Source organism: Halobacillus sp. B29, assembly GCF_052246755.1.
GTDB lineage: Bacteria > Bacillota > Bacilli > Bacillales > Halobacillaceae > Halobacillus > Halobacillus halophilus.
In genome coordinates, this window is record NZ_JBQQCM010000022.1 from 1 (window position 1) to 23,212 (window position 23,212).

A 23,212-nucleotide genomic window follows, 5' to 3' on the forward strand; every position below is an offset into this window, starting at 1 on the left:
AAAACGAGCGCAGCCGATTGTCTTAGCGATGAGCGATTCTTGGGTTTTATTTGGATAGATACGAAAGTTATACGCTTTATGCTTCAACCTTTCCACCTCCTAACCAGGAACATACGTTCTTAATTTATGATATCACGGAAAGGAGAATATTCAAAGGCATTCGCCTTACGGCGACGGCATTCATCTCCCCCTTGCCACCGGTCTTCGACACGGCGCTTGAAGAGGGAGTCTTCTGCCGATGAATGATAAAAACCGGTGAGCACCAATCCCGCATCCATCTGCCCTTGAATTTGGTCCTCCAGCGTGTGAGCGTATTCTATGGTCTGACCTGAATCGATGTAATCCTGAATGTCACCCTCAGGCAGATAATCCAACGTGGAAGAAGGAATGGAGTGCTTCACGTCAAGAATCCCTTTTCTCTCTTGGTTATCATCGAAAATCCATAATAAAGGATTCGTAAAGCCGGCAATGAATATCCCCTTATTCTTCAATACTCTTGAAATTTCTCGCCATACAACATGAACATCTTTTACAAACAAGTTAGACACAGGGTTAATAACCATATCAAAACGTTCATCTTCAAAATCACGAAGGTCCGACATATCCCCCTGCACAGTTTTTAAAGTCAATCTCTCTCGCTTGGCTACCTTTTCATCTTGTTCCAACTGCTTTTTGGATAGATCCATAACCGTTACATCTGCTCCTGCTGCAGCCAGGACCGGTGCCTGCTGACCTCCTCCTGAGGCTAAGCAAAGTATTTTTAACCCTGCTAATGAATCAGGAAACCAATTTCTCGGTACCGATTTTTCCGTGGTGACTGTGATTTCCCAATCACCAGATTTACTTTTTTCAATCACATCACTACTTACAGATTGCGTGTATCTTGAACCTTCCTCCACCTTTTTATCCCAGGCATGGCTATTTTGTTGGGTTGTATCCATCGTATTTCCCCCCTTACACGTGAGCTAGCAAAAATGTATTTTCTAGTTACGTTGGCAGCATTTATTCTACGTATCTGCCTTTCCGTCTTCCTTGTTAACTTCATCAGCATCCACGGTTACCAGCGCTTTTTTAACTCGATTATCGGCTATTTTCACGACTTCAAAAGTTAGATGTTTATAATCAATCACTGGCCGTTCCTGTTCTGACGGGATGTAGCCTAACTCGTGAAGTAGAAATCCGCTAAGCGTATCCAGCTCTTCCGTAGGGAAATGAACTTTCAATACTTCTTCCAGCTCCCAGAGACGTGCCATGCCATGGACTTCATACTGATAAGGAGATAGTTGTTTGATTTCCTGTTCTTCATAAGATCCTGCTTCGATATTTTCACTGTAGATTTCCCCGACAATTTCTTCGATGACGTCTTCAATCGTAACCAGTCCTTCCGTGCCGCCGAATTCATCAAGGACGATCGCAATATGAACATTGTTCCTTTGCATGGATGTGAAAAGGACATCTATGGTCTGGGACTCCAGAACGAAGTATGGTTTCCGGATGACCTCGAGCAGATCGAAATCTTTATCCTGCCTTATAAATTGAAAGAGATCTTTTGCATGAAGCACACCTATAATATTATCGCGGTCTTCTTCATATACTGGAAATCGCGTGAAACGATCTTTGTTAACCACTTCCAGGATTTGATCAAGATTCGCGTCAATTGGAATTACGCACATATCGGTTCGGTGCGTGATAATATCAGAAGCAAGCTTATCATTGAATTCAAAGATGTTATTAATCATCACCTTTTCATCTTTGTTGATGGTCCCACGCTCCCTGCCGATATCGACCATCATACGGATATCTTCTTCGGTAGCCTCCTCATTCTGCGCATGGGGATCCACTCCAAATAAACGTACGACTGTATTCGTAGAAAAGGTAAGAATCTTAACAATGGGGGATGTGATTTTTGCCATTATAGAAATCGGAGCGGCTGCAAAGTTAGAGATGACTTCCGCACGCTGCAATGCCAACTGCTTCGGGACAAGCTCCCCAAACACCAGAGTAAAATACGACAGGATGACAGTAATGACAACGACCGAAATGGTATTTAGTATTTCAATCGATATCGGGACTCCCATGTTGTGCAAGGCTTGCGCCAATGGATCAGCAAAGAAATCAGCTGCAAACGCACTTGATAGAAAACCTGCCAGCGTAATGCCAATTTGAATCGTGCTTAAGAATAAGCTCGGCTTCGAAATAAGATTATGTAACGTTTGGGCTTTGCGGTCGCCATTGTCAGCCATACGCTTCACTTTATTATCATTTAAATTGACCAGTGCAAGCTCGGAAGCCGCAAAGAAAGCATTTACTAAAATTAAAACAATAAGGGTGATAATTGCTGTAGTCAACGAACCATCCTCCAAAGTCCTGCACATTTTGTATTCAGTATAGATGGTAGCTGAAATGGATGCAATTCGATTATTGGAATAATGAGGATTTACTTCCTTTAGCACCTATACGCTTTGTTTTAAAAAAGCCCTCCCAAGTACATTTAACTTAAGGAGGGCTTTTCATTCGTTTTCAGCCGGAATGTAAGCAGATATTAATTTGTTGGTAGGTGAACGGCAACTTTCTTAATCTGATAATGATCCGTTTCAAGTATCGTCCAGTGATATCCTTCCTTTTCTAATTTCCCATGGGGCTGAATATCCACCAGATGCATTTGCAGCCAGCCCCCTATCGTATCAATTTGTTCTTTCTCTTGAAATAAAACACCTAATGCGGCTTCTATTTCCGAAAGCAGCGTTTTACCATTGAAGTGGTAAAGTCGATCTTCCACTTTATTGATATCTCTCGTTTCACTTGAGTCGAATTCATCACGAATTTCTCCTACGATTTCTTCCAGGATATCTTCCATCGTTACCATTCCAGCACTGCCCCCATATTCATCCACGAGCAAGGTGACATGAACTTGTTCTTTCTTCATGTTCATGAGCACTTGCTGAACGGGTGTACTTTCAAGCATGAAAGGTACGGGCTGAATATACTCTGCAAGCGAAATATGCTCTCCACTTCCATAATCCAACAATAACTTTTTTACGTTTACAAATCCGATAATCTTATCTTTATCTCCATCTTCTGTTACGAGGTATCGTGTATGTTTATATGTTTTAACAATATTCATGATTTCTTCATGTGTCATATCTTTCGTTAAAGTAACCATTTCAGTACGAGGTACCATAACATCTTGAGCTACTCGTTCATCGAAAGTGAATATCTTCTGCATATAGGTTAATTCTGTTTGGTTAATTTCTCCACTTTGACAGCTTTGAGCCATTAAAATTTTAAGCTCTTCTTCGGAATGGGCTTGCTCATGGGTAGCAGGTTCCACACCAAAGATACGAAGAAACATACGTGCTGACCCATTTAACGTCCAAATGAACGGAAACATGAGTTTTCCAAACCAATAAAGAGGAGGCGCTAGTAACAGCGTCATTTTTTCTGCAAATTGGATAGCCAAAGTTTTGGGAGCCAATTCGCCGATAACTACGTGTAAGAAAGTGACTAAGGAGAATGCAGCCACAAACGAAATAACAGCTGCCAACGCCTGCGATACGCCGAGGCTGTCAAATATAGGGTACAAAATTCTCTCGACTGTCGGTTTTCCTAACCACCCAAGACCTAAGGCTGTCACGGTAATACCGAGTTGACAAGCAGAAAGATAATAATCCAGCTCTCCAGCTACTTTTTTTGCTTTTACAGCTTTTTTATTTCCTTCATCTATTAACTGATCTAACCGGGAAAGTCTCACCTTAACCACAGCAAACTCTGATCCTACAAAAAAGGCAGTTAATAGGATTAAAAGCACAACTAAAAGCAAATTCGTTACGAGTATAATGTCCAATAAGTCCCCTGTAAAACGGGGATTCACCTCCAAATTTTTTTAAAGCTTAGTAAATAGTACTACAATGTTAACTATTAAATCACTTCCTGATTAAGAAAGTTGATGCATCGTGGTTAATTCATCCGTATCTGTGCATTTCATATCCTTATCAATAACAAGTCTTGTTTGAAGTTGATAAACTTCCCCTTGTTCCAGAGGCGGAAGATCGGGCGGTACCTGGTAGTAGAAAGGTACCTCCATGTAGTCATTCGGTTTGATAATTTGAGCCATAAGTCTTGTAACCACCGGAGCTACAAACTTTGCTTTTTTGCCGTTAGATACTTTAACAAGATCACATTCAAGGCGTTGGATACGATGTTCTGTCCAGCCGCCGTATAAAGAAAATACCCCTTCAATTTCACTTGATTTTTGAGAATCAAGAATGAGATCGATTTTAGGACGTCCTAACCTTAAGTAATTAACCAAAAGCTTCCTCAGTTTAAATGCCTCCCTAAAAATTTTATTCAGTACTTAATTATCGTAATAGACTTATCCATTTCAATTTTACAAACGAAACCGATTGTTTCTCCTATTAATACATTTAAAAAAAGACCCTCACCGTATGTTGGTAAAGGTCCTGTTCTCACAATGTGGAATCTCTTACCTTCACCTGAAATGGCAAAGGTCTCGCAAACAACACTAGGTTGCCAGTTTAGCCGGTGGCCGGGTAGACCACGTATTGTCGACATAACTGTAAGCTACTCCCCTTTGGAGTATAGTGGGCTCTTCTGAGCACAGTTTATACTCATAAACTGTAAGATTATCATACAGCACCCCTGCATAACCGTCAATTAGTTAAGTGTGGGAAAGGAAAAGTTTATAAATGAGTCCTTCAAATGAAAAAACGGCTTCACTTCATATCTTTAGCATTGAAGATTTTGCCCCTATTTTTCCAAAAATATCAATAATCTTTTAACATTTTGTTAATTGTCAGACAATTACAGGCTTGATATAGTGGATAGCAATATGAGGAGGGGACAATTTTGGAGATTAATGGAAGCAGGTTTGCAGAGCACATCAATACGTTAGCTGAAATCGGAAAAATTGGAGAAACAGGCGTTTGTCGATTAGCCCACTCGAAAGAAGATCGTCAGGCCGTCGATGTCGTGAAAGGCTGGATGGAAGAAGCCGGATTAGAAACCCGCATCGACTGTTTAGGCAATCTGATCGGCCGATTAGAAGGAAAAGATCAAGACAAACCGATCCTCATGCTCGGTTCTCATATCGACTCCCAGCCCTATGGCGGCCGCTTCGATGGTACCGCCGGTGCACTAGGCGGCATTGAAGTTGTACATACGTTGAAAGATCAAGGAATCGTCCCGAACCGCACGATCGAAGTGGTCTGTTTTTCTGATGAAGAGGGCTCAAGGTTCAATAAAGGAGTCTTCGGTGTACGCGGCTTGATCGGCCAATTGGAAGAAGGGGAGCTTAAGCGTAAAGATAAAAATGGAGTGACGAGATTGGAAGCTTTACGCGAGTTCGGCGTGGAACCAGACGTAACTCAAAGCCCTGTCTATCAGCCTGGTGATATTGAAGCCTTCCTTGAATTGCATATTGAACAGGGACCTGTCCTGGAAGCCGACAACAAACCGGTAGGCATCGTTTCCGCTATTTCGGGTCCAATCTGGCTAACCGTCACTCTCGAAGGATTTGCAGGTCATGCAGGATCTGTGCCGATGAACCTAAGACAAGATGCCTTCCTCGGAGCCGCCACCATCACGAAGGAATTCAATGAACTTGTCCGTAACGAAGGGACACCTAACACAGTCGGAACCGTGGGCAGCATCCAGAACTTCCCCAACTCCCGTAACATCATTTCTGAAAAAGTAGAGTTTACAATTGACCTAAGAGACATCGATATAGAAGCTCGCACAAACCTTGAAAAGAAACTCTATCAAATTATTGAAAAGACAGCGTCCGATCTTAATTTGGAATACTCTGTGACCGAAGATACGAAAAGTGAACCCCGTTACTGCGCGGACTGGATCAAGGATATTATGAAACAAGAAGATGAAAAACTAGGTTTCCAATCTCCCGTCCTGATGAGCGGTCCTTTTCACGACGCCCTGTTCATGTCCTACATCAGTGATTATGGGATGATTTTCGTCCGCTGCGAAAAAGGGATCAGCCATAACCCGCTCGAGTATGCAGAAATGGATGATCTCCAAAAAGGGGTCGAATTGCTCTACCATACGGCAGCAAAAATCGCTCACTCCTAAAGGTAATCCATTTCTTATGTACGTAGAACTCTTTATTGGACGTTCGAAGAAGTTCGACTTGGACATTTTGTCCAAGTCGAACTTTATTAAAGTAGTGTGGAGGGAAGGACACACCACAAGCAAAGATGCAGAAGAATGACAACTCAACTCATATAGAAAGCTTAAAATTAATTTAAACTAAAGCTCCCGTTTGTTTAAGACTCAGTATCGAGGTAAATTGGGTCCGTTGCTCTATGTGGAAGAGGGTGGTGGGGAAATAACTCGTCTTGTTCCATCACCCCGATAGACACTTTCCTATGGCCCTACACGACGTGGGGTCGATCGACGATGCCACAGGACGTGGCGACTTTAGTCGATCCTCCTTTTTACCAGGAGCTTCCTCGCTCGTTTCACTCCCTGTGCGATCTCACCTAGTCCCTTCTCCCATGGGAGTCTCGCCATTTCCCCACCAACCCCACTATAATTCTGAGAACGGACCCTGCCAGAAGAGAAAAGTTCTCCTCCTTAATCTTTATTAAATGCTTTTATAACGGGCTATAGTGCATCGTTACACCCTGCAAATAGGTACAGAACCACCTGGTCTAATTCCATACCAGTTAAAGTGGTTTCGAGCTTCTGATTTGGCAATGTCCTTAGGGGGATGATGAAGACTCCTAGGTTAAAAGCGGAAGCACCTTGGTCAGCGGCGTATGGACTGGACTGAGCTGGCGGAGATAAAGAAAACACGAAGAGCGGAGCGATTCGATGTTGCCTTATCGTACAGAAGTGAGGGAAGGCTCACTAGACGCTAGGTGCTGGAGCTGGAGAGCACTACATGTCGTTTAGGACATGATTGACGTTTACAACTTCCTAAAGGGTAAGAGCGGGATGAACATGATCGGTGAGACCCCGGAGAGCGTTAGCTCGAGAAGGCTCAGCACAAGGGATGTTCGACTAAGACCGCCACGTCGTGTGACAACGTCGAACGACCCTGCGTCGTGCAGGGCCGCGGAAAGCGAATCGTCCCCCGCAGGACCTTTCCTCTTATAAAATATCTCGAATTCGAGTCTTTCTCAATTTTATTCTACTTAACATGCTACTCTATAGGACATATCCTATGACCACGATTCCCATTCGTAGCTCGAATCTTGGATAACATCCAATAAAGAAGGATCTCCTTCTATTTCATACATATCTCCAAATCCAGCACCATTACCATCCTGATTATCCCAAACATCGATTCTCTCTTCCCCAACAGCAACGGTAATCTCATAATTTTCTTCCGTTCTGATCGTTACAGAGTATTGAACATATGGTGCATCGTCCACTTCCTTTAAATCCATCTCAGAAAAGCTGTTCATGTTCTTCTCTATTTCCTTCTGATTCGTGACGGTCGTAAATTCATCCCCCATGCCGGAAATATAGAATTCGCTAATCACATGATACGATGTTAATTCATTATGTATTAGATCTCCCAACGTTCGCGTTTCTGTTTTATTTACGATGAGAAATAGGACCGCTGCTATAATCATTCCGCTAATGACTCCTATAATCTACGGTACACGAGCTCATCATCTGACTGTCTTTCCAGACTAACTCCAATAAGTCTGAAAAGTGCCCTGGTTTCATATCCTTAAAGTAAATACTATTTTATTTTTAGAGGAGGCTCCATCATGAGCGTAGCTTTATTAATCATTCAAGTTCTTTTAGGAATAGGGTTTTTAATGTTCGGTTTCATGAAGTTCAGTTCAAAGCAGATGGTTGACGAGTTCCAGCGATATGGCTATGCATCTTCCTTTCGGATTTTAACAGGATTAATTGAAGTAACTGCTGCTGTGTTAATGATTGCAGGGATTTGGATAAGTGTACTCGCACTGATTGGTGCCATTTTAATTATTGGCACGATGATTGGCGCCATTTTCACCCACTTTAAAGTAGGGGACCAGCTTAAATCCATCATGATGCCAGCTACGCTCCTCCTTTTGGCGATTGCCGTCGCAGTCTATGTGTATCAATTAATAAGCTGGTAGTAAAATATAACCCTGCCTTTAAACATGGACACCAACTGCGCTAAACAACACGTTTGCGTTTGTCCCGCCATATCTCCCCGCAGATATAACCCATATGAGCGCTCATCTGAACCCTTGTGATTTTGCCCAGATCTAGAAGTCCGCTCTGGCAACTGATCATTAACCGATTATTAACCTTATAAACGAACAAGTCAGCACACGTTGGCTTGTTTTTTCTATTTTTTAGAATTATTTAAACGTCTTTTCATTGCTCCTTTATCTCATTACTAGACTATTCCGCTTCAAGAACCGATCATTAAACGTAATCGGCACGCCTTCCCCATCTTTCTCCGCATGAATATGAAGGTGGGGCTCTGTTGTGTTCCCCGTATTGCCCACTTCCCCAAGACGGTCGCCGATGCTCACTTCATTTCCCTCTTCTACCTCCACCGTGCCAGGTTTCATGTGGGCCAAGTGAATATCTGCGCCTTTACAGGACAGAATAACGTGGTTACCAGCAGGAGATCCCTGTTTATTCGGAGATTCCTGCGGTGCTATGTCCTTATATTCATCAACCGCATGGACTACTTCGCCGCTGCACGGACTGTAGAGCGGAGTGCCATAGATCTTATATTCTTCTAAATTAGACGGCGATAGACCTGAAGCCCTCATCCCCCACGGGGTCAACTGTACAATATCGTACGCGTATTGCTGGGGCAGATACTCGTTATGATAATTAATGGAAGGATCGGATCCTCCATGACCGAATGCATACACGCCATTCTCCATCGGAAACGAAAGCTCAATCGACTGATTCCGGTCTGTCAGGATATAGCCGGATAAGCCATTCACGGCTATAAAACCAAAATAAAGAACCAGAACCATGCCAATACCTATAGAGAATTTGTACCTTTTATCTTTCTCCGGTCCCTTCATGGGTAATTCAGGAATCCTTTTTAAAGTAAAGAAAGAAACGATCATAAACAGCACAGGCCATAACCAGCGCAAGTAATGATTGTAAATATCCCATGGACCGATGATAAAAATGAACGCTAAAAACATGAGGACGGCCAGCCAGTCCAACACCAGCTGCTTTCGGCTGGCAAAGTCCGTTTTCAACAAATGATAAAACAAAAATAGAGGTAAGATGGTGTAAATCGCTGCCTGAAACCAAATCATAAAGAAGGAACTCCTTTCCTATTAGCTTTATTTGCACAGGAGCTGTGATCGTGGAACCCTTTACGTCAATTGTCCCGAATCCAACGCCATGACCTTCTCATTCTTCTACGGATAGCGTGGAAATTCGTTTCAATAGACCCCAATAAAGACTCGTTTCTTCTATCAATAGTCCACCACCGTTCAATTTTGCAAAGAGTGCATATACAAACTCTACACAGTGAAACCCCTTACATTTAGAGCAGAAGCCCGTTATACTAGGTTTATAAGATGATCATCAAGAAAACAAAAGTATAATTATGCAAAAGTTACCATCTTAAGAATCAATGCAAGGAGGATCCTCATGGTACTGGATAAAAGACGTGCACACTTATTATCCATCCTTAAACAATCCTCTGATCCGATTCCAACGAAAGATTTGGTTGCCAAAATGAAAGTTTCGCAGCGTACGATTTATTACGATATTGATCAGATTAACAATTGGCTGGAGACTCAGAAACTGGAACCTATTGAAAGTAAACATGGTGAGGGACTGTTTTTGCCTCCTTCATCAAAAGCAGAACTCATGGACGAACTGGATCAGAGCTTTGACGATTGGCAGTATCAGTTATCTAAACAGGAACGAGAAGTTCTGATTAAAGCGAAAATATTACTGGAAGAGCAAGATGCCTCGATGCAGACGTTTATGGATCTGACGAATATGAGCCGCGGGACGGTTGCCAAAGTGATCAAAACGATCAAACAGGAATTCAAGGAAGACGGTTTGCATTTGTATTACGACAAACAGTCAGGATACCGCTTAAGCGGCCCAGAGGATGCGAAGAGAACCATACTTTCCAATATTCTTGCTACCGTTCTATCACAGCAGGATTGGCAGAATGTCCGAAATGAAATTCAAAAGATGATCCTTCCCGGGACCAATATGTGGGAAAAAGAAACAGATCAGCGGCGTTCAGTAAGAAAATTGCTTATGGAAGCTGAACAGGAATTAGGTTTAACCCTGACCGATGAAATGATGGAGATCCTTTCCTTACAGATCTTAATGATCATGAAGCGAATTGATTCAGAGAAGTATATTCATGTTCAGTCAGCAGAGAAAGAGGTTCTAAAGCAGACAAAAGCTTATCAGGCTTCTCTGCTGATTGCGAATAAACTCGAATCCTTACGAGGGATTTCTTTTCCAGAAGACGAGGTTTATTTCATTACGATGAACCTCCTGGGATCGAAAGTCCAGCACGATGACTTCAGCCGCTATACCGAGCAGGAATTAGCCGGACTGAAAGAGGTTGTGCAGCAGATGATTGCCGATTTCCAACTGTACTCCTGCGTTGTGTTTGATGATAAGGAAGGGCTTGAAGAGAATATGATCTCTCATATTAAGCCCACTTATTACCGGCTCAAGTACGGGGTGCATATCGCGAATGACTTGGCGGAGACCATTCAGGAAAACTACCCGGATATTTTCCATTTAACGAAACGAGTGATGAGACACTTGGAGATTTATATCGGGAAGCCGATTCCTAATGAAGAAGTGGCTTATATTACCTTGCACTTCGGAGGGTGGCTCACCAAAGAGAAAAAGCAGGTCGAAACCAGGCTAAGCGCGATTATCGTTTGTGAAAATGGAATTGGAACATCCAACATGCTGCGCACCCAGCTGGAGAACTTAATTGCCGGACTCAATGTCATTACGACCCTGTCTACGAGGGAGTTTCAAAACAACGAGTATCAGGCAGATGTAATCTTTTCAACCAATTATATGAAGCCAAAAGACATTCCCGTTATTCATGTGCCAGCCATCTTAACGAATATCGAAAAAGAGCAGGTCATGCAAAGGGTCAATGAACTATTCGACTCTAAACCATCCGAAAAACGACCAGTCGATCACATGCTCGAAGTCATCGAACGCTATGCGACCATTCATCAGAAGAATGAATTGAAACAGGAACTGGTTCACATATTAGAACAAAACACTCCCGGAACAAAGGAGATTCAAAAGCCTATGCTTAATGATTTATTAACTAAAAAAACCATTCAATTAAAAGACGAGGTGACAAGCTGGGAGGAAGCCATTAAGACGGCCGCTCAGCCCCTGATCGATCAAGAATCCATTCACGAGGAATATGTGCAGGCGATGATTGATACGGTCCATGAATTAGGCCCTTATGTGGTCATCGCGCCAGGAATCGCGATCCCCCATGCACGCCCGGAAGCAGGAGTCGAACGACTCGGGATGAGTTTCCTGCGGCTGAAAGAACCGGTGTACTTTTCTGAGAAAGAAAAACACCGTGCCCAGCTAGTGATTGTACTGGCAGCTATTGATAATCAGACCCACCTGAAAGCTCTTGCACAGCTCACGGAACTGTTATCAAATGAAGACAATGTGGATAAGCTAATTGCAGCGGATGACAAAGAAGCTGTACTCGAAATTATTAACCAATCCGTAGAAGGATAAAAATTTGAGGAGGAATTTAAAATGAAAAAAGTATTAGTAGTATGTGGAAATGGACTAGGCAGCAGCATGATTGTGGAAATGAACGTGAAAGCAGCACTGAAAGAACTTGGAAAAGAAGCAGAAGTTTCCCACACCGATTTAACGACTGCTAAATCAGAACAAGCGGATCTCTTCCTAGGTTCTGAGGATATTGTCGGCAGTTTGGATGATGGCAGCAAGAACGTCGTGAAACTGAAAAACCTTATGGATAAAAACGAGCTCCGTGAAGCCTTAGAACAAAATATTTAAGTTTACTACACCAAAAGAAGGAGCGATAACATGATTGATTTAATAATGAAGGACATCTTAGGTACCCCTGCCATTCTGGTCGGTCTATTCGCCTTAATCGGACTCCTTGTGCAACGTAAGAACTCTGGAGATGTCGTTTCCGGAACCCTTAAAACGGTGATGGGCTTTGTTATCCTCGGGGCTGGGGCGAATGTGCTCGTCCAGTCCCTGGGACAATTCAGCAGTATGTTCGACAAAGCCTTCTCTGTGGACGGGGTCATCCCGAACAATGAAGCGATCGTCGCGCTTGCGCAGGAAAGCTTTGGTACAGAAACCGCGATGATTATGCTGTTCGGTATGATTGTTAATATCCTGCTTGCCAGGTTCAGCCCTTTTAAATATATCTTCTTAACCGGACACCATACCATGTTTATGGCTTGCTTAATCGCTGTTATCCTAAACACCGGCGGGTTTTCCGGCGCCACTCTTATTATCTTCGGATCCGTGATTCTCGGAGTATTAATGGTACTTTCACCAGCTATGCTTCAGCCTTTCACACGCAAGATTACTGGTTCTGATGATTTTGCAGTCGGACACTTTGGTTCCATTGGTTATTTAGTATCCTCTCTAGTTGGTAAGGCTGTTGGAAAAGGATCAAAATCAACGGAAGATATCAAAGTACCAAAATCTCTTGGTTTTCTAAGAGACACATCCGTTTCCGTATCCTTAACCATGGTTATCCTGTTCTTTGTTGTCGCAGGTGCAGCCGGCCCAGCTTTCGTTGAAACGGAATTAAGCGGCGGCCAGAACTTCATGGTCTTCGCATTTATGCAGGGTCTGACCTTTGCTGCAGGTGTATATATCATCTTAGCTGGTGTTCGTATGCTTCTTGGAGAAATTGTCCCAGCATTTAAAGGAATCGCTGATAAAATCGTGCCAAATGCGAAACCGGCACTCGATGCCCCGGCCATCTTCCCATTTGCCGGAAACGCTGTCATCATCGGTTTCCTATTCAGCTTCGCTGCCGGACTTGTAAGTATGCTATTCTTACCTTTATTAGGATTAAAAGTAATCGTGCCAGGACTTGTGCCTCACTTCTTTACAGGTGCTGCTGCCGGAGTGTTCGGTAATGCTACCGGTGGACGTAAAGGAGCCATCTTCGGCTCGATGGCGAATGGTGTTATGATCAGTTTCCTTCCCGCCCTATTGCTTCCGGTACTCGGCTCCCTAGGATTCCAGGGAACAACGTTCGGAGATGCAGACTTTGGTCTAGTAGGAATTGTACTTGGTAATCTGATCAATCTTGTCCAGTCCAACGCAATCGTGATGGTATTGGTTCTTGCTCTTATAGCTATCCTGTTCTTCATCGGAATGAAATCAAAACCCAATAAAGATGATGGAGATACCGACGCAGCCTAACACTGAGACCCTCTCTTTCCTTTCTAAGGAAGGGAGGGTTTTTTGCTTTCATATAATTTCAGAAGTTTTATTTCTATCAGAAGATTAGTTATCCCTTAATTTATCTTCTAACCTATTATCCTTGAAACGTATGACTGTAATTTTCCCTTGATCGTTCGTATTGATCCTTCCTGTCACGTTGGCAGTACCGACTTCCCCATCCTTGCTGTACTGCACTTCAACTTCAAAATGATACGCATCATTTTCAATATCCTCGACTTTTTCTGTTTGAATATCGATTGGTTCTAACTCGTAGCCTAGATCATAAGCGGAAGGCAGCCAGACCATCACATAATACTTGTTTATAAAGGTTTCAAAGTTATCCTCTGTAAAAAGGGACTTATAATGCTCATTTACATAGTCTAATACGGCATCATTGGACTCGCTCAGCGCTTGTTCAAGTTCTTCGTCTGGACCGGTGAGTTCGTTCTTCAGGTAGGTACGAACCGTTTCTTCCCCTTCCACGCCTTCGTCAGAATTTGAAATCTCGCTGTTCTCTTCCTCAGCAGCGCGGGAGCTATCTTTATTCTCCTCTGAAGCTACCGACTTTTTTTCCTCTTCTGCAGGTTCCGTACTGGAAGATTCAGAAACCGAGCAGCCTGCAGCTATTAAAAATATGATTGCTAATAGAGCGGTTTTCAAGAGTGTTTTTAAAATGAGAATGACCTCCTATTTATTTTCCTACTATTTCCTAAGAGGAGGTTCGCTAAAAGTTTCAATTTTTTCATAAGAGAGGTTGAAATTCCGATTCCAGACTTATAGAAATACTCCTTTTTGCAATATGGTACAATTTAGAAAAAGAGGGTGATTCTATTCGATTTCTAAAGCCACTGGACTTCATCATACTATTGGCTTTTACACTCTTATTCATTTATGATTATTTCCCTAATCTTCCACTTGGGGAGACAATTCAAAGTTAAAGACTCAGAAGCATAGGTTCTCGTTCTTTCCAACCATACTTATCCCTCTAGCTCTCTCTTAAGATATTCGGTTTTCAAGTAAGCTAAAAATAAAATCAAAAGAATGGGTGTGTATCTAATGCAAAGCCATGACCACGCAACTTCCATCAACGAATCACCAAGCAAAATAGCACTTGTGACCGGAGCCAATTCCGGCATGGGACTCGCCACCACTGTCGAACTTCTGAAAAAAGATTATTATGTCGTTATGCTATGCCGCAGCGAGCAGCGTGGGAAAGAAGCGTTGCAAACTGCGAAGGAGCAAAGTAATCGAGAACACGTGGAACTGATGCTTTGTGACCTGGGTTCTCTCCATAGTATCCGTCAATTTGCCGAGGCATTTAACGAGCGCTTCTCCAAACTTGATGCTCTCATTAATAATGCTGGCGTCGTCACCACGAAGCGAACGACTACCTCAGACGGCTTCGAAAGTATGCTCGGAATCAATCACCTTGGGCACTTCTTATTAACAAATCTTCTTCTTGAAAAATTAAAGCGATCGGAACAGGGACGAATTGTCACCGTATCTTCCGGTGCTCATAAAGCCGGGAAAATTCATTTTGACGATCCCCATCTAAAGAATAACTTCAGTGTTATTAAGGGCTACGGACAATCGAAACTCGCTAACATCCTATTTACTGTGAAATTAGATGAACTTCTCCAAAACACTACCGTCAAGGCGAATTGTGTGCACCCTGGAGCCGTCAGTACGAGTCTTGGCATTAACCGGGATACTGGTTTCGGCAAAACCATCCACTCTGTTTTGAGACCCTTTTTCCAAACTCCAGAGCAAGGGGCAGATACGGCTGTCTATTTAGCCACTTTTCCAGACCTTGATGTAAGTGGAGAATATTTTTATAAACGGGAGATAATTGAGCGCTCAAAGTTAGCTCAGGATAAGACACTGGCGGAGAATTTATGGGAGTGGAGTGAGCGGGAGATTGCTCTTAAAGATAAGCATTTTTTACAGGAATTAAAACATTCAAAAGAGCAGTAAAATGATATCCATATATTATTGAATGCCAGACTAATTTTACGAACCTCTTTTTCCTTCTTCCGCTCCTCATGGGGCGGGATTTTTATATTCATTATGTAATTCAAATTATTACAATTAAGTTAAATATATACAAATATATATCAAAGATTCCATCTTCTTGTTATGGTTTAAAAACCATCAAACATTGACGTAAGAGACGACTGAAGATATAACGATGGTAAAGCCCTGGCTTAGCAGCCAGGGCTTTTATATATTAAACAAAAACACTTTTAATTTAAATTCTGGAGATCGTTTAATAACTTGTCTAGTTCCTGTGAAATTTTTAGTAGAACATCGTATTCAGCATTATCTACATAGGCTTCGTACAATTGCTCTCTAAGAATTTCTATCTTAATTTCCAATTCTCCTCTATTATTCAAGGAACCACCTTCCTACATAAACGATAAATACCCCGATGAAATATTTGGTAATCGTGGAAATTCTAAAAAAATCGACAAAATTTTTACGATGCAAACTAACATCTTTGTTCTTAGATAATTTTATATAGTTAATTCCTATTAATTGGGGAATAGTGGAGAAATTCTACTTTCATACGTTAAAACTTCATATAATTCACACTACTAATACAACGAACTTATTCCTTGCCTTACGAGGCCTGGGAAGACATAATACTTCTAAAGCAAGGTCCTCTTTATTTAACTTAACAAACTTCAAACACACGAACAGAGTTTAACCGAAGGAGGCTTTAATCATGGAACCAGCATTTTTTCAATCTCCATCCACTTATGTAGGAACCGTAGAATTAAAAGTACAGGAATTAAAAAGATCGATTCAGTTTTATACGGATGTTATCGGGCTCCGGGTCATCGAGCAAACGGAACATAAAGCCATTTTGTCGGCTGACGGCACACGGGCTCTCCTCACGATCGAGCAGCCTTCTTTTATTCAGCCAAAAGGGAAATCTACCGCCGGTCTGTATCACTTCGCCCTTCTCTTACCGGACCGGCTCTCGTTAGCCAAAGTACACAAGCACCTCGCTGACCGCGGAATACGACTCGGCGCAGCCGATCACCTGGTTAGTGAAGCGCTGTACTTGAATGATCCCGATGGCAATGGAATCGAAATCTACCGGGATCGCCCTTCCAAAACGTGGACTTGGCATAATGGAAAAGTCGCCATGACCGTGGATCCGCTCGATTCTACAGATATTCTTGCGGAGTTAAACGGAGACCATTGGGAAGGGCTTCCTGAAGATACAATTATGGGACATATTCATCTCCATGTGCACGACTTAGACCAGGCCCGGCATTTCTACTGTGATGGCTTAGGCTTCGAGATCACTTCCGATCAATTGAACCAGGCTTTGTTCCTATCTTCTAATGGATATCATCATCACCTGGGGTTGAACACCTGGCAGGGTACAGACGCCCCACCCGCTTCCGATCAAAATGCCGGGCTTAAGCAATATACCTTACTGTTTCCTAATCAAGCTAAAAGGGAGCAAGCCGCGCAGCGCTTGAAGCAGCTTGGGTATGGTAGTGAGATGGTTGATGAACAACTGGTCACCAGCGATCCATCAGGAAATAGAGTCATTTTAGCATGATGAAAGCCATAGTGTATTAAACCAACGCACGTGTCAAAAGAATTTGACACGTGCGTTGGTTTTTATTACCATCAAACTGTAAAAGATATTTGACATCTCTAGCAAAAGGGAATGATACAAATTTGAAAAATGAGATCAAGACGTCAAGGGAAAAATTGGGTCTTTCCCAGGGAAAACTCGCTTCTCTCTGCCACGTGAGCCGGCAAACAATAAACGCTATAGAAAACAATAAATATGACCCGAGTTTACAGCTCGCATTTAATATTGCGAAGCATTTAGGAACCACCGTTGATCAAATATTTTCACCATAATAATATCAGGAGGGAAAAAAGAAATGAGTCTTTTATTAACAAACTTAGTGGTGCCCTTTATTTGGCTTGCAGTGGTAGGGTGGTTATCCGGAAGTAAAGATTTTATATTTAAACCAAAAGAGGACGAGCGCAAAGAGTGGATCAAACAAAAAGCAGTCGTGCAAAGCTGGGCTACTCTGATCCTTTTTCTACTTTCAAATTTCCTATTCGATTTCTTTAACGTTGGAGATCCGCGCTTAGAGGGGGTCAAAATGCAATATCCTGAACTATTTTACTTAGCCATCCTGCTGGTAAGCTACATCATATTTTACATAATGAATGGGAGAAAAGTGAGCGCTTAGACTGTAAGCAGAGAACTTCCACTCGCATCGTTCGAATGGCGAAGATTTAGAGAATGGAGCTGATCAAGTGACGGATCATAAAGACTATGATGTACCTTTTCATGACGCGGCAGACCATCAGCAGAAGATCGAAGGATATCCTAAACCAAGTGATGGCAGACTTCCGTTACCGATACGATTGATTGGTTACTTTCTATTCGGAGGAATCTCACTCATGGTTCTTGCAGGCTTACTGGGAAACGTTTTGTTTAACTAAGTGTACATAAGTATGAATGGGGACCAGCATGAAGGATCTTTTTTCTAAATAAATGATAAAAAGAAGCAGCCATGAAGATTTTCCCTCCATGACTGCTTTTTCTTACTGATAATTAATAATCGCCGGATTAGGATCAAGCGTCAGGACCTCTTCCGGAGTTAAGACAGGTTCATCTTTATTATAGAAGATTTTAAATCCGCCATACTGGACCGCTTCATTCCGTACGAACTTACGATAGAGCGACATCTTCGTCGCAGCAGGCCCCCATCCATCATAGTTCAAGGCGACTTCTATATTTTCGGTCGGCTCGATCGCTTCTTTATTGGTTAAGGCCTCATCCATAAACTGATGAACGAGTACGATCTTGTCCGGCAGGTTATTTTCTTCTACGAGGTTCGAAAGATAGTCTACCGCTTCCTGCACTTCCGCTCCATCCACCTGTCCAAGATCGATGCCCGGTGTTTCCCCTTCCTCGACGTGGAATTCGGTATCAATGGCGAGGTGAACATGCGGAAGCTTCAGCCATTTCTCAAGTAATTTCACCTGATGAAGCACAGAGTCTGTTCCCAGCTGGACATCAAGCATCAGTAAAGCACCGTTTTCTTTTGCGAGCTTAGCGTACTTATCAATTTGTTCTGGCGGTGTCCGCGTATAGTACTTTCCATTCGGACCCGGGTCCCTCTTAGCAACCGTTGAAATCAGCTCAATGGTTGGAATGGCAGGACGTTCTGGATCGGCATTCGAATAGGCTTGCGTCTGTTTCTTTAGCTTTTCCATAAGAGCGTCGGGTTCCATTTCCCCAAGAATGCCCATATTGGTCGAATTCGGGTGTCCATAGTAAGCAACCAGTCGGTGATCCTTTAACGGTCCATCCGTTTGATCTTCGGCTCCTTTGACGAGCGTCTCTCCCACTGGAATCATCCGTTCGCGCTCCCCTCCATGAGCCTCCACGGTAGGCATCTTCGCCAGTTGCTCTTCTGACATCTTCTCTTTCAGAGGCTTGGCATCTTCAGCCGGCTCGATCGGCTCATAAGGCTGCGGCGGCTTCGTTTCTTCTTTTTTCTTCTCTTCTGAAGAAGATTCTTCATTATTCTGCTCCTCGGAGGAAGCTTCCTCCGAGGAAGCTTCTCCTTTTTCATTCTGATCGGTGCTTGTCGAAGAGCTCTCTGTACAAGCGATTAGGAAAAAGACCAGGAGGATGGCAGAGAAAAGCAGGCTGACTTTTTTCACGGTACTCACTTCCTTGTTTGAAAATTTTTCAAAAATCTACAACTCTATGTATCTTTTACTGCTTACTTCAGAAACATATTCCACATATTAACATAATTAGAGTATTTATGAGTTTATTTCACATAATTGAAATAAACGTAATACTTACTACTTTTTACCTCAACCTCGTGAACCCAAGCATCAAGCCGTTATTCTTTCCAAAAATGAAGGCCAAAATGTCTTTCGTTTCACTATTTTCCAATAGTGGAAAATATAGACTGGTTTCTTTATTAAAAATATAGGAGGGATAGCCATGAAATTAAAAGGTAAAGTTGCTGTGGTTACAGGTGGTTCTAGTGGAATTGGCGAGGCAGCCGTGAAGGATTTCTGCGAGCAGGGTGCGAAAGTGGTGATTGCCGATTTGAACGAACAGGGAAGCGAATTGTCCAGTCAGTTAAATGACCAGGGTTATGAAACCGTGTTCCAAAAAACCGACGTCACATCTGAGGAAGATATTAAGAACATGGTTCAGACGGCGGTCGGCACATTTGGTTCGCTGGATATTCTATTTGCGAATGCCGGAATTGGCGACGCTACACCGGCGCACGAGCTTTCCTATGAAGAATGGAAGAAACTCATGGATGTAAACATCAACGGTGTGTTTCTATCTAACAAATACGCTATCACGCAGATGCTCGAACAGGAAAACGGTGGAGCAATCGTCAACAACGCTTCGATCCTGGGACACGTCGGACAGGATTCGGTAACTTCTTATGCCGCAGCCAAAGGCGGAGTCGTCAACCTTACCCGCACATTAGGGGTTACTTACGCGAAAAACAATATACGCGTAAACGCGGTATGTCCAGGCTACGTTGAAACGGCAATTCTGGAAAATGCCGATGAGGAAATGCGCCAGGGCCTTGCAGGTGCACACCCGATTGGACGACTGGGTCAGCCTAAGGAAATTGCGAAAGCGGTCAGTTTTCTCGCAAGTGACGACGCTTCCTTTATGGTCGGAGCCAATATGCTGGTGGATGGCGGCTATACGGCTCAGTAAAGTTCATTTATACACGGGACGAATCGTAATAAAAAAGCGTAGGAGCTGCCTGCAATAGGCAGCTCCTACGTCTATTTGAATCATTCTAACCGATACGAGAACGGTCATTTTTCACTTCAGGTTCTTCCTGAGTCGTGGATCTCATCTTCTCCAGTACTTCCCTGGTAGAATCACTAATTTCCGCCTCAAAGTAAGGTTCATAGGCTTCAAGCGGTGCTTTTTTCGTAAAGTAAACGGCAATCAGCACCCCAATCAGTGATGCCGTAACGGCGATGACAAATGGCAGTCCATACCCCATTGCCTTCGCTGCCACATACACGACCGCCCCGATGATGATACCGGCATAGGCTCCTGCCCGGTTCATTCTCTTCCAGTACAGCCCTAAGAACACAACGAGGAAAAACGCAGCCCCAAATCCGCCATACACATAGACAAATCCCATAGCCAAGAACCATGGTGGGTTAATAGCTAAGAGAACGGCTGCGGTTGCAATTCCAAATATACTTAAGCGGAGCCAGTTCTTAAACTTCTTCTCACTGATTCGTTTTGGAGCTATATTTAAGTACACATCATAATAAAGAGAAGTGGCGCAGTGCAAAAGCATCGAATTTGCCGTGGAAATAGCCGCTGCACAGATAGCTACCAGCGTGATGCCTCCGATAATAGGCGGCGTGTACTGCTGGATGACTAAAGGAATGATGTAGTCCGTCGTTTTATCTACAGGTATGCTCGGTACCAGTACTTTTGCCCCGAGGCCAATAACGATCAGTGGCGTCATAATGAAAATCAATACCAGAATCGTACCCAGTACCTGCAAGATCGCTACTTTCACATTTTGAGGAGCCAGCATCCTCGTGACCCAGTGAGGGGAAGAAGGGGTTCCTAACGAATTCGATATAAAAATGGAAAGTAATGCACCAATACCAAATGTCCCAAACGGGGACAGTAAAATTCCTTCTTCAAGCTCCGGCCCTCCCACGTTTGTCGGCGAGGTTGTCGTCGCAAGCGTATCGACTATATTACCGATTCCACCGGTTAACGACCATACTACACCGCTCGCAAGTAATACGCCGATCATAATCAAAATCGTATTTAACGTGTCCGTGGCAGCCACAGACCAGAATCCACCTACACTTGTAATTAATATAAATAATAAGAATCCGAAAATCGCAATTTTATAATCAATGCCCGTGATACTTGAAAAAACAATGCCAAACCCAGTTACCTGAATATTGACGAGCAGCAAATAACCGATAAACATTAAAATACCAACAATTGCCTGCAATGTACTCTTGTTCTGAAAAGGTTCAAACCTATGCCGGATAAATTCAGGGAACGTCCTGGCAGGCTTTTCCGGTCTTCTTATTTTGTAAGCAACAATAGGGATTAAGGCTCCGCCGAAACACCAGCCGGCTACCCAGCCGATCACAGCCGATACACCCGAACTGTACAAATAACCGGGGACCCCGATAACAGAAGCTACACTTACCCATGTTGCTGCTGTGGTACCGATTCCAAGAAGAAGCCCCATTCGGTGTCCGCCCGTTGTATAGTCATCGATCGACTCTGCTTTCTTAAGACTTTTTACATTTGCCCATATTAAAAATAGAACATAAAAACTAAATACGAGAATATACCATATCATTTGTCAGTAACTTCCTTCCTGCTAGCTTATTTATACTTAAATATTCGTCCGGTGGCTCCCCACCGTTTTACACCTGATTTCTCCACTCTGTAACAGAGAAATGTTCCTAATAGGAAGGAAAAAATCATAGTCCCCACCCAAACCATCATCGCTAAGAACATGGCCATCCTCCTTTTTCCGATTGTTTTGTGTCGAACCTTTTACTGCCCTCCTTTAGAAAAATTAAAAACCCTTCACTCACGAAGAGAGAAGGGCTTTGGGCAACTGTCTTTTGGCTGCCGCTTGCTCTCTCATCTCCGGAATAGCTTTCGCCTTCCTCTGAAATTGGCACCGTGCATAAATCAGCCGGTTGCCGAGGCTTCACAGGGTCAGTCCCTCTGCCTCTCTCGATAAGAAAATTCAAAATATTCGAATGTTAATTAGACTCCATTCTATCATACCCCTCTATTTCGTCAATTCATTATTTGAAATTAGTAAAAACAGAAAAGAATCATAGAATAGAAGCGATGATCCATACTGAAAAATCACTCAATAAGAATCCTTCCATATTCTCTTACAACCTACGAACTGATCAGCCTCAAAAGAAAGCTTGTAGATATCTGGCATCGCAAGATTCTTCCAAAACTCAAAGTCGTATTGGTTATCAAAATAATTCATGGTGAGCACCATAATATTACCGTGCGTACCGATGGCGACATTTTTATTTTCATATTTTTCTAATACGTTGTTCAAGGCTCTTACGCCTCTTTCCTGGGCGTTCACATTTGATTCTCCGCCTTCCCAGAAAAAACTAGGCTGAGCCCATACTTTTTGAATGGCTTCCTCAAAGTTATCAGCTCCTCCCTCTATTAACTTCCTTTCTTTGAACCCATCCATTATATGAATTTCTTGCCCGAGAGCAGAAGCTAATCCTTCAACCGTCTGTATGGCCCTTAAATAAGGACTCGAGATCACGTGCTCGATATTATCGTCTATGAGCCGTGCGCTGACTTTAGCCGCTTCTTTAGTTCCCTCTGCTGATAACGGCCTATTTAATTCGTCTGGTGTATATGTAGAATGAGCGTGTCGCACCATATAAATGTTTGTTGTCATGGCAGCCTCCTGTATATTAGTCATGTAATCTCGTCTAACGGTGTCTTCAAATGTCTCTCTTACCTCTAATGTGCTACCGGGAATTCACCAAATATCGTGTTCTTCTCTGTAAAAGAATTCACCCTGGCCTATCTTCAATAATTACCCCGCACCTCACGATTTCCAGCTTTATCTCCCATCTCATGAATGTAAAAAAATATGTATCACTAATGTTTTCAAGCGAGATAGGTACCCCTCTTCATTAGTAAAAGTTTGAGATATATCAAATCCACTGCATGAGCTTATAACGTAAGACT

At 42.9% G+C, this 23,212-nt stretch carries 23 protein-coding genes and 1 riboswitch; of the genes, 11 read left to right on the top strand and 12 right to left on the bottom strand.

Going from position 1 to position 23,212, the window contains the following annotated elements:
- The 5 genes from ACTWP7_RS19420 to ACTWP7_RS19440 form a co-directional block, all read right to left on the bottom strand.
- A partial coding sequence (locus ACTWP7_RS19420) for a helix-turn-helix domain-containing protein (RefSeq protein ID WP_443124636.1) occupies positions 1-96 on the bottom strand: 96 nt, incomplete at its 3' end.
- Positions 97-119: 23 nt separating this feature from the next.
- Positions 120-941 (bottom strand): class I SAM-dependent methyltransferase, encoded by an 822-nt coding sequence (locus tag ACTWP7_RS19425; RefSeq protein WP_443124598.1) that lies wholly within the window; start codon positions 939-941, stop codon positions 120-122.
- Positions 942-1,007: 66 nt separating this feature from the next.
- On the bottom strand, positions 1,008-2,348 hold the full coding sequence (locus ACTWP7_RS19430) for a hemolysin family protein (protein WP_443124599.1): 1,341 nt from the start codon (positions 2,346-2,348) through the stop codon (positions 1,008-1,010).
- 194 nt (positions 2,349-2,542) lie between these two features.
- On the bottom strand, positions 2,543-3,844 hold the full coding sequence (locus ACTWP7_RS19435; protein ID WP_443124600.1) for a hemolysin family protein: 1,302 nt from the start codon (positions 3,842-3,844) through the stop codon (positions 2,543-2,545).
- Positions 3,845-3,934: 90 nt separating this feature from the next.
- Positions 3,935-4,309 carry a sporulation protein gene (locus ACTWP7_RS19440; RefSeq protein WP_443124601.1) on the bottom strand — a complete coding sequence of 125 codons (375 nt, stop codon included), beginning with the start codon at positions 4,307-4,309 and terminating at the stop codon, positions 3,935-3,937.
- A 557-nt stretch (positions 4,310-4,866) separates the two neighbouring features.
- On the opposite strand from ACTWP7_RS19440, the gene ACTWP7_RS19445 reads away from it, so the two are divergent.
- Positions 4,867-6,102, top strand: coding sequence for a M20 family metallo-hydrolase (locus ACTWP7_RS19445; protein ID WP_443124602.1), 1,236 nt, complete (start codon positions 4,867-4,869; stop codon positions 6,100-6,102).
- A 1,094-nt stretch (positions 6,103-7,196) separates the two neighbouring features.
- Here ACTWP7_RS19445 and ACTWP7_RS19450 read toward each other — a convergent pair.
- The gene (locus ACTWP7_RS19450) at positions 7,197-7,613 is read right to left on the bottom strand and encodes a hypothetical protein (protein WP_443124603.1); all 417 of its coding nucleotides are present in this window, start codon (positions 7,611-7,613) and stop codon (positions 7,197-7,199) included.
- 141 nt (positions 7,614-7,754) lie between these two features.
- Here ACTWP7_RS19450 and ACTWP7_RS19455 point away from each other — a divergent pair, with 141 nt between their 5' ends.
- Entirely contained in the window at positions 7,755-8,111 is a 357-nt protein-coding gene (locus tag ACTWP7_RS19455) for a DoxX family protein (protein ID WP_443124604.1), read from the top strand.
- A gap of 255 nt (positions 8,112-8,366) precedes the next feature.
- Here ACTWP7_RS19455 and ACTWP7_RS19460 read toward each other — a convergent pair whose 3' ends face one another.
- On the bottom strand, positions 8,367-9,269 hold the full coding sequence (locus ACTWP7_RS19460) for a M23 family metallopeptidase (RefSeq protein ID WP_443124605.1): 903 nt from the start codon (positions 9,267-9,269) through the stop codon (positions 8,367-8,369).
- Between the two features lie 340 nt (positions 9,270-9,609).
- On the opposite strand from ACTWP7_RS19460, the gene ACTWP7_RS19465 reads away from it, so the two are divergent.
- Genes ACTWP7_RS19465 through ACTWP7_RS19475 form a run of 3 tightly spaced genes read left to right on the top strand, consistent with a single transcriptional unit; the run spans position 9,610 to position 13,407 of the window.
- Complete coding sequence (locus tag ACTWP7_RS19465) at positions 9,610-11,721, top strand: BglG family transcription antiterminator (RefSeq protein ID WP_443124606.1); 2,112 nt, start codon at positions 9,610-9,612, stop codon at positions 11,719-11,721.
- A gap of 21 nt (positions 11,722-11,742) precedes the next feature.
- The gene (locus tag ACTWP7_RS19470) at positions 11,743-12,009 is read left to right on the top strand and encodes a PTS sugar transporter subunit IIB (protein ID WP_014644573.1); all 267 of its coding nucleotides are present in this window, start codon (positions 11,743-11,745) and stop codon (positions 12,007-12,009) included.
- A 30-nt stretch (positions 12,010-12,039) separates the two neighbouring features.
- Positions 12,040-13,407, top strand: coding sequence for a PTS ascorbate transporter subunit IIC (locus ACTWP7_RS19475; protein WP_443124607.1), 1,368 nt, complete (start codon positions 12,040-12,042; stop codon positions 13,405-13,407).
- 84 nt (positions 13,408-13,491) lie between these two features.
- Here ACTWP7_RS19475 and ACTWP7_RS19480 read toward each other — a convergent pair whose 3' ends face one another.
- Positions 13,492-14,088, bottom strand: a complete 597-nt coding sequence (locus tag ACTWP7_RS19480; RefSeq protein WP_443124608.1) for a hypothetical protein — start codon at positions 14,086-14,088, stop codon at positions 13,492-13,494.
- 396 nt (positions 14,089-14,484) lie between these two features.
- Between ACTWP7_RS19480 and ACTWP7_RS19485 the strand changes: the two genes are divergently transcribed.
- The gene (locus ACTWP7_RS19485) at positions 14,485-15,402 is read left to right on the top strand and encodes an SDR family oxidoreductase (protein ID WP_443124637.1); all 918 of its coding nucleotides are present in this window, start codon (positions 14,485-14,487) and stop codon (positions 15,400-15,402) included.
- A gap of 269 nt (positions 15,403-15,671) precedes the next feature.
- Here the strand turns inward: ACTWP7_RS19485 and ACTWP7_RS19490 are convergent, their stop codons facing one another.
- Positions 15,672-15,803 carry a Spo0E family sporulation regulatory protein-aspartic acid phosphatase gene (locus ACTWP7_RS19490; RefSeq protein WP_443124609.1) on the bottom strand — a complete coding sequence of 44 codons (132 nt, stop codon included), beginning with the start codon at positions 15,801-15,803 and terminating at the stop codon, positions 15,672-15,674.
- Positions 15,804-16,153: 350 nt separating this feature from the next.
- On the opposite strand from ACTWP7_RS19490, the gene ACTWP7_RS19495 reads away from it, so the two are divergent.
- The 4 genes from ACTWP7_RS19495 (at position 16,154) to ACTWP7_RS19510 (ending at position 17,913) form a co-directional block, all read left to right on the top strand.
- The gene (locus ACTWP7_RS19495; RefSeq protein ID WP_443124610.1) at positions 16,154-17,005 is read left to right on the top strand and encodes a VOC family protein; all 852 of its coding nucleotides are present in this window, start codon (positions 16,154-16,156) and stop codon (positions 17,003-17,005) included.
- A gap of 122 nt (positions 17,006-17,127) precedes the next feature.
- The gene (locus ACTWP7_RS19500) at positions 17,128-17,316 is read left to right on the top strand and encodes a helix-turn-helix transcriptional regulator (RefSeq protein WP_443124611.1); all 189 of its coding nucleotides are present in this window, start codon (positions 17,128-17,130) and stop codon (positions 17,314-17,316) included.
- 23 nt (positions 17,317-17,339) lie between these two features.
- Positions 17,340-17,657 (top strand): hypothetical protein, encoded by a 318-nt coding sequence (locus ACTWP7_RS19505; protein WP_443124612.1) that lies wholly within the window; start codon positions 17,340-17,342, stop codon positions 17,655-17,657.
- A gap of 67 nt (positions 17,658-17,724) precedes the next feature.
- Positions 17,725-17,913 (top strand): hypothetical protein, encoded by a 189-nt coding sequence (locus tag ACTWP7_RS19510; RefSeq protein ID WP_443124613.1) that lies wholly within the window; start codon positions 17,725-17,727, stop codon positions 17,911-17,913.
- A gap of 102 nt (positions 17,914-18,015) precedes the next feature.
- Here the strand turns inward: ACTWP7_RS19510 and ACTWP7_RS19515 are convergent, their stop codons facing one another.
- Positions 18,016-19,143 carry a hypothetical protein gene (locus ACTWP7_RS19515; protein WP_443124614.1) on the bottom strand — a complete coding sequence of 376 codons (1,128 nt, stop codon included), beginning with the start codon at positions 19,141-19,143 and terminating at the stop codon, positions 18,016-18,018.
- Between the two features lie 292 nt (positions 19,144-19,435).
- Between ACTWP7_RS19515 and ACTWP7_RS19520 the strand changes: the two genes are divergently transcribed.
- The gene (locus ACTWP7_RS19520; RefSeq protein ID WP_014644583.1) at positions 19,436-20,179 is read left to right on the top strand and encodes an SDR family NAD(P)-dependent oxidoreductase; all 744 of its coding nucleotides are present in this window, start codon (positions 19,436-19,438) and stop codon (positions 20,177-20,179) included.
- 85 nt (positions 20,180-20,264) lie between these two features.
- On the opposite strand, the gene ACTWP7_RS19525 is transcribed toward ACTWP7_RS19520, so the two are convergent.
- Both ACTWP7_RS19525 and ACTWP7_RS19530 read right to left on the bottom strand, forming a co-directional pair.
- Positions 20,265-21,824, bottom strand: a complete 1,560-nt coding sequence (locus ACTWP7_RS19525) for a sodium:solute symporter family protein (protein ID WP_443124615.1) — start codon at positions 21,822-21,824, stop codon at positions 20,265-20,267.
- Positions 21,825-22,111: 287 nt separating this feature from the next.
- A riboswitch (SAM riboswitch) is annotated at positions 22,112-22,220 on the bottom strand.
- 132 nt (positions 22,221-22,352) lie between these two features.
- Positions 22,353-22,916 carry a histidine phosphatase family protein gene (locus ACTWP7_RS19530; protein WP_443124616.1) on the bottom strand — a complete coding sequence of 188 codons (564 nt, stop codon included), beginning with the start codon at positions 22,914-22,916 and terminating at the stop codon, positions 22,353-22,355.
- Positions 22,917-23,212 lie beyond the last annotated feature (296 nt).

What these genes read in the sequence shown, in the direction of transcription:
- ACTWP7_RS19530 (WP_443124616.1), bottom strand. Translation starts at nt 22,916, where the DNA reads ATGACAACAAACATTTATATGGTGCGACACGCTCATTCTACATATACA.
- ACTWP7_RS19485 (WP_443124637.1), top strand. Translation starts at nt 14,485, where the DNA reads ATGCAAAGCCATGACCACGCAACTTCCATCAACGAATCACCAAGCAAA.
- ACTWP7_RS19450 (WP_443124603.1), bottom strand. Translation starts at nt 7,613, where the DNA reads ATGATTATAGCAGCGGTCCTATTTCTCATCGTAAATAAAACAGAAACG.
- ACTWP7_RS19425 (WP_443124598.1), bottom strand. Translation starts at nt 941, where the DNA reads ATGGATACAACCCAACAAAATAGCCATGCCTGGGATAAAAAGGTGGAG.
- ACTWP7_RS19470 (WP_014644573.1), top strand. Translation starts at nt 11,743, where the DNA reads ATGAAAAAAGTATTAGTAGTATGTGGAAATGGACTAGGCAGCAGCATG.
- ACTWP7_RS19455 (WP_443124604.1), top strand. Translation starts at nt 7,755, where the DNA reads ATGAGCGTAGCTTTATTAATCATTCAAGTTCTTTTAGGAATAGGGTTT.
- ACTWP7_RS19525 (WP_443124615.1), bottom strand. Translation starts at nt 21,824, where the DNA reads ATGATATGGTATATTCTCGTATTTAGTTTTTATGTTCTATTTTTAATA.
- ACTWP7_RS19460 (WP_443124605.1), bottom strand. Translation starts at nt 9,269, where the DNA reads ATGATTTGGTTTCAGGCAGCGATTTACACCATCTTACCTCTATTTTTG.
- ACTWP7_RS19465 (WP_443124606.1), top strand. Translation starts at nt 9,610, where the DNA reads ATGGTACTGGATAAAAGACGTGCACACTTATTATCCATCCTTAAACAA.
- ACTWP7_RS19520 (WP_014644583.1), top strand. Translation starts at nt 19,436, where the DNA reads ATGAAATTAAAAGGTAAAGTTGCTGTGGTTACAGGTGGTTCTAGTGGA.
- ACTWP7_RS19495 (WP_443124610.1), top strand. Translation starts at nt 16,154, where the DNA reads ATGGAACCAGCATTTTTTCAATCTCCATCCACTTATGTAGGAACCGTA.
- ACTWP7_RS19505 (WP_443124612.1), top strand. Translation starts at nt 17,340, where the DNA reads ATGAGTCTTTTATTAACAAACTTAGTGGTGCCCTTTATTTGGCTTGCA.
- ACTWP7_RS19475 (WP_443124607.1), top strand. Translation starts at nt 12,040, where the DNA reads ATGATTGATTTAATAATGAAGGACATCTTAGGTACCCCTGCCATTCTG.